This is a genomic window from Actinophytocola sediminis (assembly GCF_054779715.1).
The window spans coordinates 89693-105397 of the sequence record NZ_BAAGXS010000074.1 but is presented as its reverse complement, the minus strand read 5'-3'; the positions used below and the strand labels follow the sequence as shown (position 1 = coordinate 105397).

Sequence of the window (15705 nt, the reverse complement as noted above, 5' to 3'; positions counted from 1 at the left end):
GCGCGGTCAGCCGGTGGCCACGACGGTCTCGATGTCGGCGATGGCGAACTCGTGGTCGGCCTCCCGCAGGTGGCACCAGGCGTCGAGCTGGTTGCCGAATACGCCGTTCGGCTGGATCAGGAGGTTGACGCGCCCGTCCTTCCTGTCGCGGTAGGTGATGAGGATGTTCAGCTGGTGGTCCACCGCGTCGGCGAGCTGCGTCAGTTCCGTCTTGTCGAGGTAGCGGTTGACCTTGGCCAGCAGGTCGAAGGTCGCCGACCCGGCCGCCGCGGCCGGGTCGGCGACCAGTTGTTCGGCCAGGCTGGCGGGCGTGTGGCTGGTCGGCCGCTTGGCGGTCCGGGCGCGGCGTGTGGTCGGCGCCTCGTGTTCCGCGCGGGTTTCGACGATCACCACGCCCGACGAGTCCTCGGCCATCGGCGACAGGCCGGCGACCCGCAGCCGCTCGAGTACGTGGTCGATCTCGAACGGGCTCGACAGCACGGTGGGCGCCACCCGACTGAGCTGTAGCTTCGCCAGCGCGCGGGTGCTGGCGATCTCGGTGATGAGCACCTCGTCGGCCACGACGCACGACCGCATGCCGCGCACCCGCACCTTGCCGTGGCGGCGCGCGGCGTCGTGCACCAGATACTCCAGCGGCTGGGGCACCGCGCGACTGGACACCGTGGCCAGCTCGCTCAGCAGACCCGCCGCGGTCCAGCCGACATCCAGCGCGCCGCGGACGCTCTGCTCGGAGAAACGCCACACCTCGGCGGTTCCCCGAGCCTCCGGGACGGCCGAGCTGGCCAGCAGCTTCGACACCGCCGCGCTCGGCTGGCCGGACACCACCGCGGTCAGGTCGGACTGGAGGAGCACCTCGCAGGGTGCCTCGGGCAACAGCTCCGCGCAGCGCGTGGCCAGGTCGTCGTCCTCGGCGTCGGCGAGCAGGTGCTCGCCGAGCTCGCTGCGGCGGTCACCCGCGAACACGCCGAGCAACTCGGCCTCCCGCATGGCCGCGCGCACCTTCTCGTCGCGTTGCGCCGGCGGGTAGCCGTGCATCGGACAGAACCAGTCGATCTCCGCTCCCGCGGCGCGCACCGACCTGTCGCCGCCGGTCGCGGCCAGTAGCGCCCGCCGGATCACGCCGGCCCCCGACATCAGGGGCAGTGGCGGCGGGTGTTCCTTGTCCCCGTCCATTTCCCGGTTCAGCGGGGCGTGTTCGAGGTGCTGCCAGGCGGTGACCAGCGCCGCCCACTGGCCGCTGAGTGCGGCCGCGCGCCAGTCCTGGTAGGCGTCGGTCGGCGCGTAACCGGCCGTGACCTCGGCCAGCAGGCCGGCGGCGTGCGCGAGGTCGATCCACAGCACCAGTTCGTCGGCCGGCATCGACAGGTACTTGCCGAGGCGGGTGCGTTCCCGGGGGCCGACGCCGCCCTTCTTCAACGCGGCCAGTGGCTGCGCGCGGGCCTGGTCGAGCAGGGTGGACACGGCGCGGACGGCCTCGCGGGCGGCTGCCTGCGAAGCGCGGCGCACACCCGGTGCGGCCGGCTCGGCCGGGGCGATGGCCGGCCTGCCGGTGATCGTGGCTCGGTCGTGGGCCAGCCAGAAGGCGGTCGCGACCTCCCGGGGCACTGCCGGCCGCCGGCCGGGGCGCAGCACGAGGCCGGCGCGGACCAGCAGGTCGGTCAGTTCATCCCGGCCCGGCTCGGAGTAGCCGAACCCGAACTCGAAGTGGTCGTGGCACAGGTCGTGGAGCCGGTCACGGGCGTCCGGGGGCAACGCGGCGATGGTGTCGGCGAGTGGGCGGGGATCTGCCATCGCGTCGGAGATCCGCGCGATCAGTTCCGGTTTGCGCAGCCCGTCGACGGCGACCCCCAACCCGGCCGCGACCACCCGCAGTTCATCGGCGAGCACCTGCTGCGCCATCTCGGCCGCCGGAAGATCGCCGCCGACTTCCGCGGCCCAGTGTTCCCGCAGGCGGTCTGGCAGGTGTACGCGCTCGCCGTCGATCCACATGAGGCCGCGGTCGCACAGGTCGGCCAGGCACTCGCGCACCACGGTCGCCGGCGCGTCGAGCAGCCGTACCACTGCCGGCACCGTCGCCGAGTCACCGAGCACGGCGCAGGTCAGCCCGACGATCACGGTGTCCCGGTTCAGCGTGCGCATCGCCAGCGACAGTGAGTGGTCACCGCCGAGGCGCTGGGCGAGCTGCGTGAACCCGCGCGGCACCGGGTCGACCAGCATGTCCGGACGTGCCGCCAGCAACCGCGTCAACGCGGCCGGGTCCAGGTTGGCCAGGTGTTCGGGGAAGGACGGGAAACCCATGGCCGGAATTCTGCCGGACGCGGTCGATCGGCCACCTCCTGGAACAGTCGCCCCGGTTCGGGCGTTGTGCCCAGTGACCAAGGGAGGACGCATGGCGACGGTTGAGCTGACCGAGGACAACTTCAACGACGTGGTGAGCGCAGAGGGCACGGTGCTGATCGACTTCTGGGCAGCGTGGTGCGGACCGTGCCGCGGCTTCGCGCCCGTGTTCGAGAAGGCGTCGGAGGAACACGACGACATCACCTTCGGCAAGGTGGACACCGAGGCGCAGACCGAGATCGCGCAGGCGTTCGGCATCTCCTCCATCCCCACGGTGATGGCGGTCCGCGACGGCGTGGTGCTCTACGCCCAGCCAGGCGCCCTGCCCGCCCCGGCACTGGCCGAGCTGATCGGCAAGGTCCGCGAGGTCGACATGAACGAGGTCCGCGCCGCGATCAAGGAACAGCAGCAGGAGGACTGACCCGCGTTCGGGTCTGGCGGGACGAGAACGACGATCGGCCCGCCGAGCGGCGAAGCGCACCGGGTCAGCGCCGCCGCTGCCCCACCTCGGTCAGGTCCTGCGCGGTGACCAGGCGAACCTCGGCCGCCCGCCGGCCGACCGCGAACCGCACGTTGCTCACCCGCCGGCCCTCCGTCACGCGGAACGGGTCGTCCCGAGGACCGAAGGCCACCCTGGACACCCGGCGCATCGCCTCGTCGACCCGCTGGGACCGTTCGAGGTTCCACGCGTAGCCGTGCCAGCCGAGTATCCGTTCGTAGATCTCGCGGTTGGTCGGTGGCCTGGGGTAGTCGTCCGCGCCGACCAGCCACGGTTCGGCCAGTGCGAGCGCGACGAACCACTCCCGACTGTCCGGCGCGAGGCCAGGTGCGTCTCTGGTCGTGGTGCCGCTCGCCGGTTGGAGGACCGGTCTGGTCGCCGGCGTGTCGACCCTGGCCGCCTCGACGACCAGTAGGTGGTCGGCGAGCACGTCGGGTCGGATCACCTTGCCGCGCAACACGGTCAGCTGGTTCTCGCCGTCGTCGAGCTGTGCGGACATGCCCTCGGTGAGCACGACCCTGCGGGCGCCGCCGGGCGCGTCGAGCAGGCTGGCCAGTTGCGCCTCGGTGCCACCGCGCCAGCTCAGCCGCACGACCTCCTCGCCGATCTCCAGCTCGCCCAACAGCCGCGACACGTGCTCGGCACACTGTGGCAGGACCAGCGGCGTGTAACGCAGCTGCGTGTCCGGGGTCAGCTCCGGCAACACCGACTGCGGCTCCCGGCCGATGACCAACGTCTCGCCCGACCCGAGCACCACGGTCGGCACACCCGATCCGCGAACCGTCACCCGCAGCACGCGCCACCCCCAGATTTCTGTCAAGCATATGGGTGTGCCAACAAACCGGGAATGTTCCACCCCGTGCGCACTCGACGCTCCGGCGCCATCGCCGCCGCTACGTCTCGGCACTCCCTGATTTCCTGCGATACAAGGGTTTTCGGCTGGCAGAAGAAGGAATCTTCCACCCCGCGCGCTCTCGACGCGGGGTGAGGCCCGGCCATAGCCTGCCCGCTACGTGATCACTCGATCACCGTAGGTAAGACGGGAAGTGGGGAACTATGCGCGCTCGACGACAACGTTGGCCGGTGCCGGCGTTGATCGCCGGCGGGATGGCTTTCGGGCTGTCCCTCGGCAACGCGACCACGGCGCAGGCCGACGACACGCCACCGCCGGTCAAGGTCGACTTCGTCGGTGACTCCCAGATCGCCGGCGAGGGCCTGCACGGCACGTACTTCGACGCGAACGACGCGCGCCACCAGTCCCGCCAGGCCGCGCCGGCACAGGCACTGGCGCGAGTGGTGGCCGCGAATCCGGATCTCGCGGTCGACACCAAGGTCGCGGCGGCATCCGGGGCGCTGACGATGGACTTCTTCGGACCGCAGGAACTGGACGGGAAGGTGGTCAACAGTCCGCAGCTCGACCAGGTCCGCGCGGACGCGGACGTGATCGTGGTCGGCTTCGGTGGCAGTGACGCGATGTCCGCCCAGCTCATGCACGCCGCGGCCGGCGCGGCTGACGAGTCGACGTTCGACACGTTGCTGGCGACCGTCGAGCCAGGGCTGAGCGCGCTGGGCGCTGACACGCTGTACCGGGAGCAGGCCGCGAAGTCGCAGCCGGGTCTGGCGCCCACGCTGACGGCGCGGCTCCTGCAGGTCCTCGACGCGACCAGGGCCAAGGCGCCGAACGCCAAGATCGTGGTGACGAACTACCCGTTCCTGGTCGACCCGAGCAGGTCGGCCGGTTTCGAGGAGTTCAGCGCCGACGAGCTGACCCGGTTGCGGGAGTTCGGCCAGCGGCTCAACGCGGCGATCGACCGCGCGGTGCGGATCTGCGACTGCGCCACGCTGGCCGATGTCTCCAGGACGCTCGAGGGCCGCGAGGCCTACGCCGAGGACCCGGCGGTGAACGACCTGAGCGCGGGCAAGGGCGGCCCGGCGGCCGATCATCGGACGCGTGAGGTGTTCCAGCCGAACGTGGACGGTGCGGGGCTGATCGCGGAACCGATCGTCGGCGCGCTTGCCAAGGCACTGAGCGTCGAGGCGCCGAAGGAACCGGCGAAGGAGCCGACCGGGACCGACGCCATCGCGCTGGAACGCGCAGTGGCGAAGGTGCCGACGACGGTCGGGCGCTCGGACAAGGCGCGTCTCGACAAGTCGCGTCCCGAGACGGCGCCGGACCGGCCACGGGTCGCGCGTCCGGGCGAGCGCTCGGAGGCGGACGGGCCTCGGCGGCCGGAGGCGCCCGCGCGGGAGCCGGTTTCGATTCCGGTGGTCCGGGAGGTCGTCGTGGTCGCGCAGCCGATCGTGCAACTGGTGCCGGTTGTGCTGGGTATCGAGCCGCGGGAGCCGACCGGTGAGGAGCCGGTACCCGCGGCGGACGAGCCGGAGGCCGGCGAGTCGGCGGAGGCCGACGAGAACGGTGAGGTCGAGGAAGAGCGGACGTCTCGGTCATGGGCCGCCTGGCGGCTCGAGTCGGACGAGACCGATGCAGCCGATGGCACACCGGCTGACGAGGTCGAGACGGACGAGCAGCCGGAGCCTGCGGGGACCGAGCCGGAGGAGACCGAGGAAACGGAGCCGGCGGGTAGTCGTTGGGACAACCATCGGTCGCAGCGTGCCGAGCGGGACGACGCCGTGGAACGTCCTGACGATTCGCAGCGCAGGGAGGACACCGAGGTCGAACAGGCCACTCTGCTGCCCTGCGCCGTGACCGAGGCCGCGGCGGTCGACATGGTGCCTTGCCCCCCGGTTGCTACCGACCAGCCCGCCACCGAGACCGGCGACACCGCTGAGGAGCCGGCGCCCAAGAAGCTCCGCTACAGCTACCGATGACGGAGAAGACGGGGCGTCGGCGGGATTTGCGAACCGGAAGGAACTGAGAGCGTGCCCGCAGGGCGCTTCGGTGCCTTGCTCGTGGCACCCAGATCAACCGGCGCCGACGGCGCGCCGGTGAGCGGAAACAGGAGAGGAGGAGGGATGCGACATCTCGGACGTGAAAAGCGTACTGGGCCCGTCGAGCGGCGAACGGCCAGACCGTTGAAAGCCGTTCTGACGGTCGTCGCCTTCGCTGCCTTCGTCATGGCAAGTCCATGGGGAGCGGCCACAGCCAACGCCTACTCGGACGGTGGCGATTACGGCGGCAGTGACTATTCCGGTGGCGATTACGGCGGCAGTGACTATTCCGGTAGCGATTATGCCGGCAGTGACTACGCCGGCAGCTATGACAGTTACGACAGTTACGACAGTTACGACAGCTATGAGGATAACGGTCCCGCCGAAGGTGACTTCGGGGATTACGGCACTGTTGGCGACTTCCAGGAGAGTCCGGCCGACGTCGATGGCTATCTGGGCACTGGTTCCGTATACGGCGACGCCTCCACCGGCGACCTCGGCGACGTGTACGGCGACTTTTACTCGGATGTCCCGGCCGAGAATTGGGACACGTCGTTCATCGACGAGAGCCCATACGCCGGCGGTCTTCCGGTGGGAGTGGATCTGGGTGGCCTTGTTTCGCCAGAAACGTTGCCCGACATGGACGTTTTCGGGGATCCCGTCACCTTCGCGGATCCCACCATGGTCGAACCTTCCTGGTGGGGTTCGGTTGTGGACTATCTCGGTCTCGGAAAAATGACGGCCGATTTTACTGGAACGGGCTGCAGAGGTGGCGTCTGCGGAAGCTACGGTCGGTCCTATTCGCTCGATGGTCGGCAGACCGAGACATTCGGCGGCGGGTATAGTTTGGTAAGTTTTGGTCCGGGTCGCGACCTCAGTTTCGGGCTGTCGAACAAGCCGCCGGAGGAAGGGAAGTCGATCGAAACCTCGGTGGGCTTTGTTGGCATGTCCTACGATGAGTATGGTCGACCTACCGGTGTGGCCGCCGAGTTCGGTGGAGGTGTGTTCTCGCCAAATGTCACCGTCTATGACGATGCCAGATCGCGAGTCGGCTTCAGCGCTGGCAACATGCCAGTTTCCAGAATCGACACCGAGACCCGGGAGATTGCGCCGTCCCAGTCTCAACCAAGTCAGGTTCGTGAGGAGGGAAGCGGTATCTCGGAAGCGAACCAGGATGCAATATCCGGGATAGTGAATGAGGGCGGCTGGGCCAACTTTGCTGAAATGGCGGGGTCGGCGGATAACAAGAAGTAGGAGAGAAATGTAGGGGCATGAACGGGGAACCCCGCAACGGTTCCCCGTTCATGTGACGTGGGAGCCCTCCAGAATCAGGTGCCGCGGCGAGCCCGTCTTCTGTCACGACTCGACCTGGAAACTCTTCAGGATCGTGGTGATCCGGGCCAGGTTGTCCTGCCACATGGCCTCGGTCGCGGCCGCGCCGTCGGTGGTCTGCGCGGCCAGGGTGAGCGTGTACCGCCGACCCGACTCCGTGATGATCGTGCGCAGCAGGTCGTGCGCGTAGGTCGCGCCATCCTTGGTGTACTGGTAAACGCACTCCAGTTCGGCCACCCTCATCCCGGGGGAGAACCTCAGCCGCTGATACTCCGACACCGGAGAGGCGGAGAACTCGCCGCGCTCGAAGGCGAGCATGAACTGGGAGGCGTTCGGTTCGGCGTCGTCCTGCCATTCGACGTGTATCCACAGGGTGTTGCGTTGGTCGTTGCCGGCCGACCAGTCCGTCTCCTGCTCGTAGGACTCCCCGTACCAGCCACGCGGCACGGCCAGCGAGTAGCCGGCCGGATCCTCGTACCTGGTGAACCCCGGCGGCGCCCCCGGCGCGTCGGACACCGACCCGGACGGCGACCCGGACGGTGGCGACTGGTCAGCGGCCGTCTCACCGGTCGGCAACAGCACCCAGGTCACCGCGCCGCCGACCACCAGCAGGAACACCGCCAGCAACGCCACGATCCGGTGCCGCCGACGGGATCGCGGCGACGCCACCGGGGTCAGCGTGGTGGTCGGCACCCCGCCGCCGAGCAACTCCATCGCCGCCCCGCTGGTCAGCCGGTGCGCCGGGTCCTTACGCAGCAGGCCCTCGATCACCGGCCACAACCGCCCGGCGGACAGGTCCGGCGGCGGGTCGTAGGTGAGGACCGCGGCCAACGTGGACTGGGTGTCCTCCCGCTGGAACGGCGACTCGCCCCGCAGCAGCACGCACAACGTCACGCCCACCGACCACAGGTCCGACGCCTCGGTCGCCGGCTGCCCGTTCACCCGCTCCGGCGCCAGGTACTCCGGCGACCCGACCAACGCGTTGGTCTCGGTCAGCGCGGTGGCCCCGCTGACCGCCGCGATGCCGAAGTCGGTCAACACGGCGCGGTCACCGTCGAGCAGGATGTTGGCCGGCTTGACGTCCCGGTGCAGGATCCCGGCGGCGTGCGCGGCCCGCAGGGCGTCGAGCACCTGCCGCGCGATCGCCGCCACCTGTGCCTCGCCGGACAGTCCTCGGCCGCGCACGACCTCGGCCAACGACTGCCCGGCGACCAGTTCCATCACGATCAGCGGCTGGCCGTTCTCGATGACCACGTCGTGCACGGCGACGATGCCGGGGTGGCGCAGGCCGGCGGCGGCGCGCGCCTCTCGCAGTGAACGCGCCGCCGCGTACTCGGCCTGCTCAGCCAGCCCGAACCGCAGGTGGACTTCCTTGACCGCGACCACCCGGTGGAGCAGTTCGTCGTGCGCGCGCCACACCACGCCCATGCCGCCGCGCCCCAACGGTTCGACGAGTCGGTAGCGGCCGGCGACCAGCCTGGCCTCGTCCTGCGCCATGCCGAAACACTACCGACCGCCACCGCGCGAATCCGGTTAGCTGCCAATCCCGATCGCGGCCACCATCACCGGGATCGCCACCATGATCAGGATCGCGCCGAGTACGTCGAACGACGCCCCGGAGCGGATCATCGTGGTGATCGGCACCGCGCCGGAGCCGTAGACCACGGCGTTCTGCGGCGTCGACACCGGCAACATGAAGCCGAACGACGCCGCGAACGTCGCCGCGAGCGCCGGCACGAACGGGTCCACCCCGGCCGCCACCGCCACCGGGATGATGATCGGCACCACCACCGCCGCCGACGCCGTGTTGCTCGTCGTCTCCGACACGATGATCGCCAGCAGCACCGCGAAGATCGTGATCGTCACCGCGCTGGACAGGCCGAGCCCTTCGGAGGCCGAGTTGCCGATGGTCTCCGCGAGACCGGTCGAGGCGAGCAGCGAGCCGAAGATGATGCCCGTGCCGAACAGCACGATCGTGCCCCAGTCGATCTCGGCCGCGTCCCGCCAGCGCAGGGTGAACTCGCGCTTCTGCCAGTCGACCGGCAGCAGGTACAGCAGGCTCGCACCGAGCACCGCCACGATGCCCTCGTCGAGCCGGTCGGAGATCTCGGCGTACACAGCGGACTCGGTGCCGAAGATCAGCGCGATCACGCCGGGGAAGATCCACAGCGTCACCGTGATGCCGAACGCGATCAGCGTGTTCTTCTCCGCCCGCGACAGCGGTCCCATCTCCGCGCGCTGCTGCGCGACGTACTCCTCGACGCCCTCGATGCGCCTGATCTCCGGGCGGTTCAACAACAACAGCACCACGGCCAGCACCACGAACATCAGCGCGCAGATCGGCAGCGCGGCGCCCATCCACTCGGCGAAGGAGATGCGCTTGCCGGTCGCCTCCTCGATCAGCCCTCGGCCGATCAGGTTCGGCGGGCTGCCGACCGGGGTCAGCAGGCCACCCACACTCGCGCCGTAGGCCAGCATCAGCATGAGCGCGGCACCGACGCGCAGCCGCAGCGGGTCGAAGTTCGCCGCCACCAGGCCACGTTCCTGCAGCAGCTTCGCGATCACCGACAGGATGCCGAGCGCGGTGGGCAGCAGCATGGCGACGGTCGCGGTGTTGGACACGAACGCCGACAACACACAGGTGATCCCGCCGAAGGCGACGATCACCCCGGTGGTCGACTTGCCGACCTTGGGCATCGCCAGGATGCGGAACGCGAACCGCCGCGCCACGCCGTGCTTGAGCATGGCCTGCGCCAGGATGAACGCGCCGATGAACGTGAACACCGTCGACGAGCCGAACGGGCCGAGGGCGTCGTCCGGTGGCACGACGTTGAGGATCACGATGGCGGCCACCCCGATCAGGCCGCCGATCGGGATCGGCACCGCCTCGGTGACCCACAGGATGATCACCCCGAGCAGCACCCCGGCGAGGGTCTGCTGGTTGTCGGGCATGTCCAGCGGCAGCAGCAGGAACACCACGGACACCAGCGGCGCCAGCCACAGGCCGACCGTGCGCCGGGACTTCTCGAATCTCTCCTCGCCCGGTGACAGTCGCTGCTCACCGAGGCTGCGATAGGTCGCGTGGCCCAGCAGGGCCTTGTCAACATCAGTCCGGTTGCTGGTCCGATCTTCCGACTCTTCCGACACGACGCCCTCCAACACTGGATCACGCGGGAAGGGTGAATCCTCGCACGATGTGATCTATGTCAGGTCACAAAATAACGACGGCCCGTCCGATGTGCTCATCGAACGGGCCGTCGTCACGGACAAATCGTCACATTTGCCGGCACTGGCCGACCACCGCGCCGCGCACGGTGTTCGCCCGGTCCTCATCGGTCGGTGCCGGGTCATTGTTCTGGCAGGTCAGCACGCCGCGGACGTGGTTGGCCGCCACCAGGACGCCGCCTCGGTTGCCGGTCAGCGTCACCGGTCCGGTGAACGTCGAGCCGTCGAGGGTGATCGCGCCCTGGTTGTCGCGCAGGGTCAGCGTGCCGGTCACCGTGGCGGTCTCGATCGCGACCGCCTCGGTCGTGCCGGTGATCGTCACCAGGCCGAGCACCTGCGTGCCGGTCACGGTCACCCGCTCCGCCGACTTCGCGGTCAGCGTGCCGAGGATGGTGCCGTCGGTCGCGGTCAGCGACGCGCCACCGCGCACGGTCACCGAGCCGAGCACCACCGCGTCGGCCAGGCAGGTCTGCCCGCTGGTCACCTCCACCTTCCACAGCCGAAGGCCGGTGATGGTCTCGGTGCACGCCGGCTCCGGCTCGCCGATCGACGCCCTCGGCGCCACGTCGGCGGTGACCGGTGAGTTCGCCGCCAGGTACGCGGTGAGCATGGTCAGGTCGTTGTCACCGGTGGTCGCCCGGTCGGTGCCCTCGGCCAGGGTGAAGAAGTTGTCCCCACCGGCGGCCAGGAACGAGTTCACCGTCACCCGATAGGTCCCGGTCGGCTCGATCGGCGTGTCGTTCAGTGACATCGAGGTGATCCGCTCACCCGCCGGGTTGTCCGGCAGATAGGTGTAGCGGAAGCCCGTCGACACGCCAAGGTGCAGCTTGGGCCGGGACGCGCCGTCCGGCTGCCACTGCTCCTCCAGCACCTGCTTGAGCTGCTCACCGGTGTAGGACAGGGTCACCACGTCGTTGGCGAAGGGCTGGACCGCGAACGCCTCGGCGTAGGTGACCACGCCGTCGGGCGCGTGCGTGAGGTCGGCCCGCAGCCCACCCGGGTTCATCAACGCGATCTGCGCGCCGCCCCGGCCATCGTCGGCCGTGCCGGCGAGCTGGACGTCGGCGATGAAGTTGCCGAGCACCGACTCGCTGCCCCGGTCGTCGGCGCCGTCGGGGCTCTTGGCCCGGTTGACGTCGGCGGTGATCGAGCCGAGCGGCCGCTGGCCGAGCACGTCGGCGTTGGCCTTGGCGTCGGCCACGAGCTGGGCCACCGCCGGGTTCTCCTGGCCGCCGGCCACGTCGAGCAACTGCGCCCCGGTGGTCAGGACGTCGCCGGTCGTCCGGTCCACGGTCAGCGTCGCCCTGCCCAGCCTGCGGCCGTACTCCTCGGCCTGGATCACCGGCCGCAGCCGGTCGGTGCCCGGGATCGGCGCGGTGAACGCGTAGGGCTGGTGGGTGTGCCCGGACATCAGCACGTCCACGTTCGCGCTCAGGTCCATGAACTCGCCGAACACCGGGTCGGCGCGCAGCTCGTCGACCGAGTCGATGTTCTCCGTGGCCGCGCCCTCGTGGGCGAGCAGCACCACCACGTCGGCCTCGCCGTTGGCCTCGTCGCCGTCCTTGAGCTGACCGGCGACCAGCTCGGCCTCGGCCACCGGGTCGCGGAAGGTGATCCCGGCGATCCCGTCCGGGCTGACCAGCGACGCGGTCTGCTCGGTCACCACGCCGACGATGCCCACCCGCACGCCGTCGACCTCGCGCACGGTGAAGGCCTCCAGCGCGCGCTGGTCACCCCGGTAGACGTTCGCGCCGAGGTAGGGGAACTCCGCGCGGGGGATGACCCGCTCGGTGAGGTCGGTCATGCCCTTGTCGAACTCGTGGTTGCCGACCGCGGCGGCGTCCAGGCCCATCAGGTTCAACGCGTCCAGCGTCGGGTTGTCCTCGTCGATCGCGGAGACGAACGTGGACGCGCCGATGTTGTCCCCGGCGGAGAGGAACAGCGTGTTCGGGTTCTCCGCGCGCTGCGCGTCGACGAACCCGGCCAGCTGCGCTGCCCCGCCGACGCCCTCGCCGAGTGACTCCAGCCGGCCGTGGAAGTCGTTGATGCCCAACAGGTTCAGCTCCGCCGGGCCCTGCGCCGAGGTGGCCAGGCCGACGACGATCGGGTTGTGGTCGCTGGCCCGGTACGGGTCGGCGGCGTAGAAGGTCGGGAAACCGTCGTACTGGAACGCGAACGACTCGTGCGCGTTGATCTGCCACACGTCGACCCCGGTCACCCGCTGCGCCAGCGACGGCGAGGCCACCGCGTGGTCAAGCGAGCCGGACTCGCCGCCGAACACGTAGCTGGCCTTGCCGGTGTCGTTGAGGTCCACATAGGACTCGTCGTGCAGGACCCGCATCGGGTCCTCCTGGGTGTAGGCGTTGAAGTCGCCGAGCAGCAACACGTCCTCGCTGCCGCTGTCGGCCCGCAGGCCCGCGACGAAGGACGCCAGCGACCGCGCCTGGCGGACCCGGTCGCCGTTGAACGCGCCCTGGCCGTCACCGGTGTCCGCGTTGTCCCCGGTCGCGGAGTCCGAAGTGGACTTCGACTTCAGGTGGTTGGCCACCACGGTGAACGTCGCGTCGCCGGCGGTGAAGGTCTGTGCGATCGGCTCGCGGGCGTTGAACCACACCGTCTCGTCGTTGATCGACCGGGACGCGCCCTTCGGCGTCACCGCCGCCGGCTTGAAGATGATCGCGGTGGTGATGAAGTCCTGCTGCTCGGCAGCGGGCAGCTCGGCGGGCGAGCGCACGTAGTCCCAGGTGCCGGCGCCCTGCGCCGCGTTGAGCGCGCCGACCAGCCGGGTGAGCGCCAGCTGCGGGTCGTTGTCCTCGAAGCGGGCGGAGTTCTCGATCTCCTCCAGCGCGACCACGTCCGCGTCCAGCGCGCCGATCGCGGAGACGATCTTGGCCTGCTGCTTGGCGAGCCCGGCCTCGTCCTTGGCGCCCCTGGCCTCGCCGCCGAAGTGCACGAAGTAGTTGAGCACGTTGAAGCTGGCCAGCCGCAGGTCGCCACCGACGTCCTCGGGTGCGGCCGTGCGCGGGTTGGTCTGCTTGAACGTGGTCCGGTCGATGGCCGGGGTGGTGGCGTTCACCGGGGTGGTCGGCTGCAGCCGCCACTCGTCGAACCCGTAGGACAACACGGTCGGGCCGAACGCCTCGACCTGGTCGCCGACCCGCAGCGGGGCGTCCGGGTAGACATACGGCGGCGCCTCGCCGGCGTTGGACAGGTTCGTGGTGCGGCCGTCGTCGACCAGCAGCCTGCCCAGCGCGTTGGCGGTGGCCAGCGCCTGCGCCTCGGGGGTGCCCGGCGCGTGCAGGTCGGTCGGGATGCGCGCGGCCTGGTCGCCCGCGGTGAGCACGACCTCGCCGAAGCGGTTGGTGTTGTAGACCTCGGCGACGGCGAAGTCGCCGACCGGGGCCACCACCATCGACTCGACCGACTCGCGCGCGGCCGCGTCCAGCGGCAGGCCGAGCGGGGCAGCGGCGGGCAGCGGCGCGTCGTTCGCGCAGACCTGCACGTCTGTGCGGGCGCCGATGGTGACCTGGGTGAGCCCGAAGTACTCGCCGACCGTGCCGCGCACCCGCACCTGGTCGCCGATGGCGACGTTCGGGTGGTTGGCGGTGTTGTTGGTCAGGTAGACGAACACGGCGTCGGCGGCGGTGCCCGGCGCAGGGGCGCGGTCGCCGGAGCCCTCGGTCTGCACGTAGAGGCCGTGGTAGCCGCCGGTGCGGTGGTCGGCGGTGACCACGCCCTCGACCACCACCTGCGTGTCGACCAGCGGCGAGGCGTCGCCGGTGCCCTGCACCTGCGCGATCGTGTTGGTGACCGTGAGGTCGCAGCCGACCGGGTCCGGGCCGGGGTCCTCGCCGGGGGTGTTGCGCGCGCCGAAGGAGTGGGGCGCCGGCGCCTGCCAGACGCCGTCGACCTTCTGCAGCGAGTGGCCGACCGGGGTGTCGGCGGCCTGCGCGACCCCGATGTCCGTGGCGGTCGCGCCGCTGGCCGGGCCGTTCGCGGCGGTCAGCTGGCCCTCGTAGCTGAGGAACTCCGCGATCGTCCCGTTCGGACGGACGAGCGCGACGCCGTCGGGGGAGCCGTTCTGGAGGCCGTCGGTGGGGTAGGTGGCGACCACGACGCCGGTCTGGTCGACCGTGCCGGACAGCGCGCGGGTGTTGTACACCGCGCCGCCGTTGCCGTTGTAGAGGGCGAGCTGCCAGCCGGTCAGGTCGAACCCGACCGGTGCCTCGACCTCCAGCGCCTCACCGGTGTCCGTGCCGAGGTTGTCGTAGTGCAGCTCACTGATCGTCGGCGCGGCCGGTTCCTCGGCGAGCGCCGCCGGGCCACCGGCCATCGTGACCGCGGTCGCGGCGGCGATGACCATCGATGGACCGACGACTCGTAGGCGTCTGCTTGGCATCTGGCGGGCCTCCCATGGCGGTTCGAACCTGCCGGAGCCTAAGTTCGTTTGGTGTCCGGAAAAAAGCGCACAGATGTACGTAACGCGATCGTTAAGAGCGGCGCGCACTGACCGAAATCATCCGGTCACCTGGCGAAACAGTATGGCTCGAATGGAGCAGCGGCGTCGGCAGGACATTGCCCGTTCGGGGGGACCTCGCACCGATTACGGATTGTCAACCACCGGATCGGTTCCGCGTCGTGCGGTAATCGGTCTCCGGTCGGACACGGCACTAGAGTGACCGCCACATCCGCCTCACGAGGCGGGTGTCGGGAAGGGCGGTGTGATGAGCGCGGACCGGCGCGAGCACCTGCAGACCCTGCTCGCGGTGCACGACACCGCGGCGGGTGTGCTGCGCGAGATCTGCGATCTGTGTGTGGCCGAGCTGGCGGTGACCGGCGCACGGATCCGGATGTTGGGCGGAACCAGAGCCAACGGAGGCGGTGCGATGGTGTACGCGAGCGACGCGCTCGGTGTGCGACTGGACGACCTGGCCACCACCGCCGGGGCCGGACCGTCCGTCGACGCCTACGAGCGGCGGCGCCCGGTGCTGGTCGCGGACCTGACCTCGGACGGTGCCCGCTGGCCCGGCTTCACCGCGGACGCGGTGACCGCGGGCGCGGTGGCCGTGTTCGCCTTCCCGCTGCAGATCGGCGCGGTCCGGTTGGGAATGCTGGAACTGCACCGTGATGCGGCCGGGGCGTTGACGCCGGCCCAGCTGACCGACGCGCTGCTGCTCGCCGACGCCGCCACCGACACGATCCTCCAGGACCTGCACGGTGTCGCGCCGATGACGCTGCCAACGCTGGTCGACATTCAGGCCGAGGTGCACCAGGCGACCGGTATGGTCGCGGTGGATCTGAAGGTGAGCTTGCCGGAGGCCCTGCTGCGCATCCGCGGACACGCCTTCGCCCATCAGCGAGCGCTGGTCGAGGTCGCGAAAGACATCATTGAGCGCCGTTTGCGGCTGGACAACGGGGAGTGA

General features: G+C 70.0%; 9 protein-coding genes. 4 read left to right on the top strand and 5 right to left on the bottom strand.

From position 1 onward, the window contains the following. Positions 1-6: 6 nt before the first annotated feature. Entirely contained in the window at positions 7-2298 is a 2292-nt protein-coding gene (locus ACYVIP_RS34250) for a helicase-associated domain-containing protein (protein WP_460403995.1), read from the bottom strand. A 91-nt stretch (positions 2299-2389) separates the two neighbouring features. On the opposite strand from ACYVIP_RS34250, the gene trxA reads away from it, so the two are divergent. Beyond that, complete coding sequence (gene trxA / locus ACYVIP_RS34245) at positions 2390-2758, top strand: thioredoxin (RefSeq protein ID WP_460403994.1); 369 nt, start codon at positions 2390-2392, stop codon at positions 2756-2758. A gap of 64 nt (positions 2759-2822) precedes the next feature. Here trxA and ACYVIP_RS34240 read toward each other — a convergent pair whose 3' ends face one another. Further along, entirely contained in the window at positions 2823-3632 is an 810-nt protein-coding gene (locus tag ACYVIP_RS34240) for a hypothetical protein (RefSeq protein WP_460403993.1), read from the bottom strand. Between the two features lie 287 nt (positions 3633-3919). Here ACYVIP_RS34240 and ACYVIP_RS34235 point away from each other — a divergent pair, with 287 nt between their 5' ends. Together ACYVIP_RS34235 and ACYVIP_RS34230 are read left to right on the top strand one after the other, a co-directional pair. Further along, on the top strand, positions 3920-5665 hold the full coding sequence (locus tag ACYVIP_RS34235) for a GDSL-type esterase/lipase family protein (protein ID WP_460403992.1): 1746 nt from the start codon (positions 3920-3922) through the stop codon (positions 5663-5665). Between the two features lie 144 nt (positions 5666-5809). After that, positions 5810-6979 carry a hypothetical protein gene (locus tag ACYVIP_RS34230; protein WP_460403991.1) on the top strand — a complete coding sequence of 390 codons (1170 nt, stop codon included), beginning with the start codon at positions 5810-5812 and terminating at the stop codon, positions 6977-6979. A gap of 102 nt (positions 6980-7081) precedes the next feature. On the opposite strand, the gene ACYVIP_RS34225 is transcribed toward ACYVIP_RS34230, so the two are convergent. The 3 genes from ACYVIP_RS34225 to ACYVIP_RS34215 form a co-directional block, all read right to left on the bottom strand. Continuing rightward, positions 7082-8554, bottom strand: a complete 1473-nt coding sequence (locus tag ACYVIP_RS34225; RefSeq protein ID WP_460403990.1) for a serine/threonine-protein kinase — start codon at positions 8552-8554, stop codon at positions 7082-7084. A 36-nt stretch (positions 8555-8590) separates the two neighbouring features. Further along, positions 8591-10204, bottom strand: coding sequence for an SLC13 family permease (locus tag ACYVIP_RS34220; protein WP_460403989.1), 1614 nt, complete (start codon positions 10202-10204; stop codon positions 8591-8593). 127 nt (positions 10205-10331) lie between these two features. Beyond that, positions 10332-14681 carry an ExeM/NucH family extracellular endonuclease gene (locus tag ACYVIP_RS34215; protein WP_460403988.1) on the bottom strand — a complete coding sequence of 1450 codons (4350 nt, stop codon included), beginning with the start codon at positions 14679-14681 and terminating at the stop codon, positions 10332-10334. Between the two features lie 325 nt (positions 14682-15006). On the opposite strand from ACYVIP_RS34215, the gene ACYVIP_RS34210 reads away from it, so the two are divergent. Then, positions 15007-15705 (top strand): GAF and ANTAR domain-containing protein, encoded by a 699-nt coding sequence (locus tag ACYVIP_RS34210; RefSeq protein WP_460403987.1) that lies wholly within the window; start codon positions 15007-15009, stop codon positions 15703-15705.

Bases quoted from the DNA above. Each gene is read 5' to 3' on its own strand.
- ACYVIP_RS34250 (WP_460403995.1), bottom strand. From the start codon at position 2,298: ATGGGTTTCCCGTCCTTCCCCGAACACCTGGCCAACCTGGACCCGGCC.
- trxA (WP_460403994.1), top strand. From the start codon at position 2,390: ATGGCGACGGTTGAGCTGACCGAGGACAACTTCAACGACGTGGTGAGC.
- ACYVIP_RS34230 (WP_460403991.1), top strand. From the start codon at position 5,810: ATGCGACATCTCGGACGTGAAAAGCGTACTGGGCCCGTCGAGCGGCGA.
- ACYVIP_RS34225 (WP_460403990.1), bottom strand. From the start codon at position 8,554: ATGGCGCAGGACGAGGCCAGGCTGGTCGCCGGCCGCTACCGACTCGTC.
- ACYVIP_RS34215 (WP_460403988.1), bottom strand. From the start codon at position 14,681: ATGCCAAGCAGACGCCTACGAGTCGTCGGTCCATCGATGGTCATCGCC.
- ACYVIP_RS34210 (WP_460403987.1), top strand. From the start codon at position 15,007: ATGAGCGCGGACCGGCGCGAGCACCTGCAGACCCTGCTCGCGGTGCAC.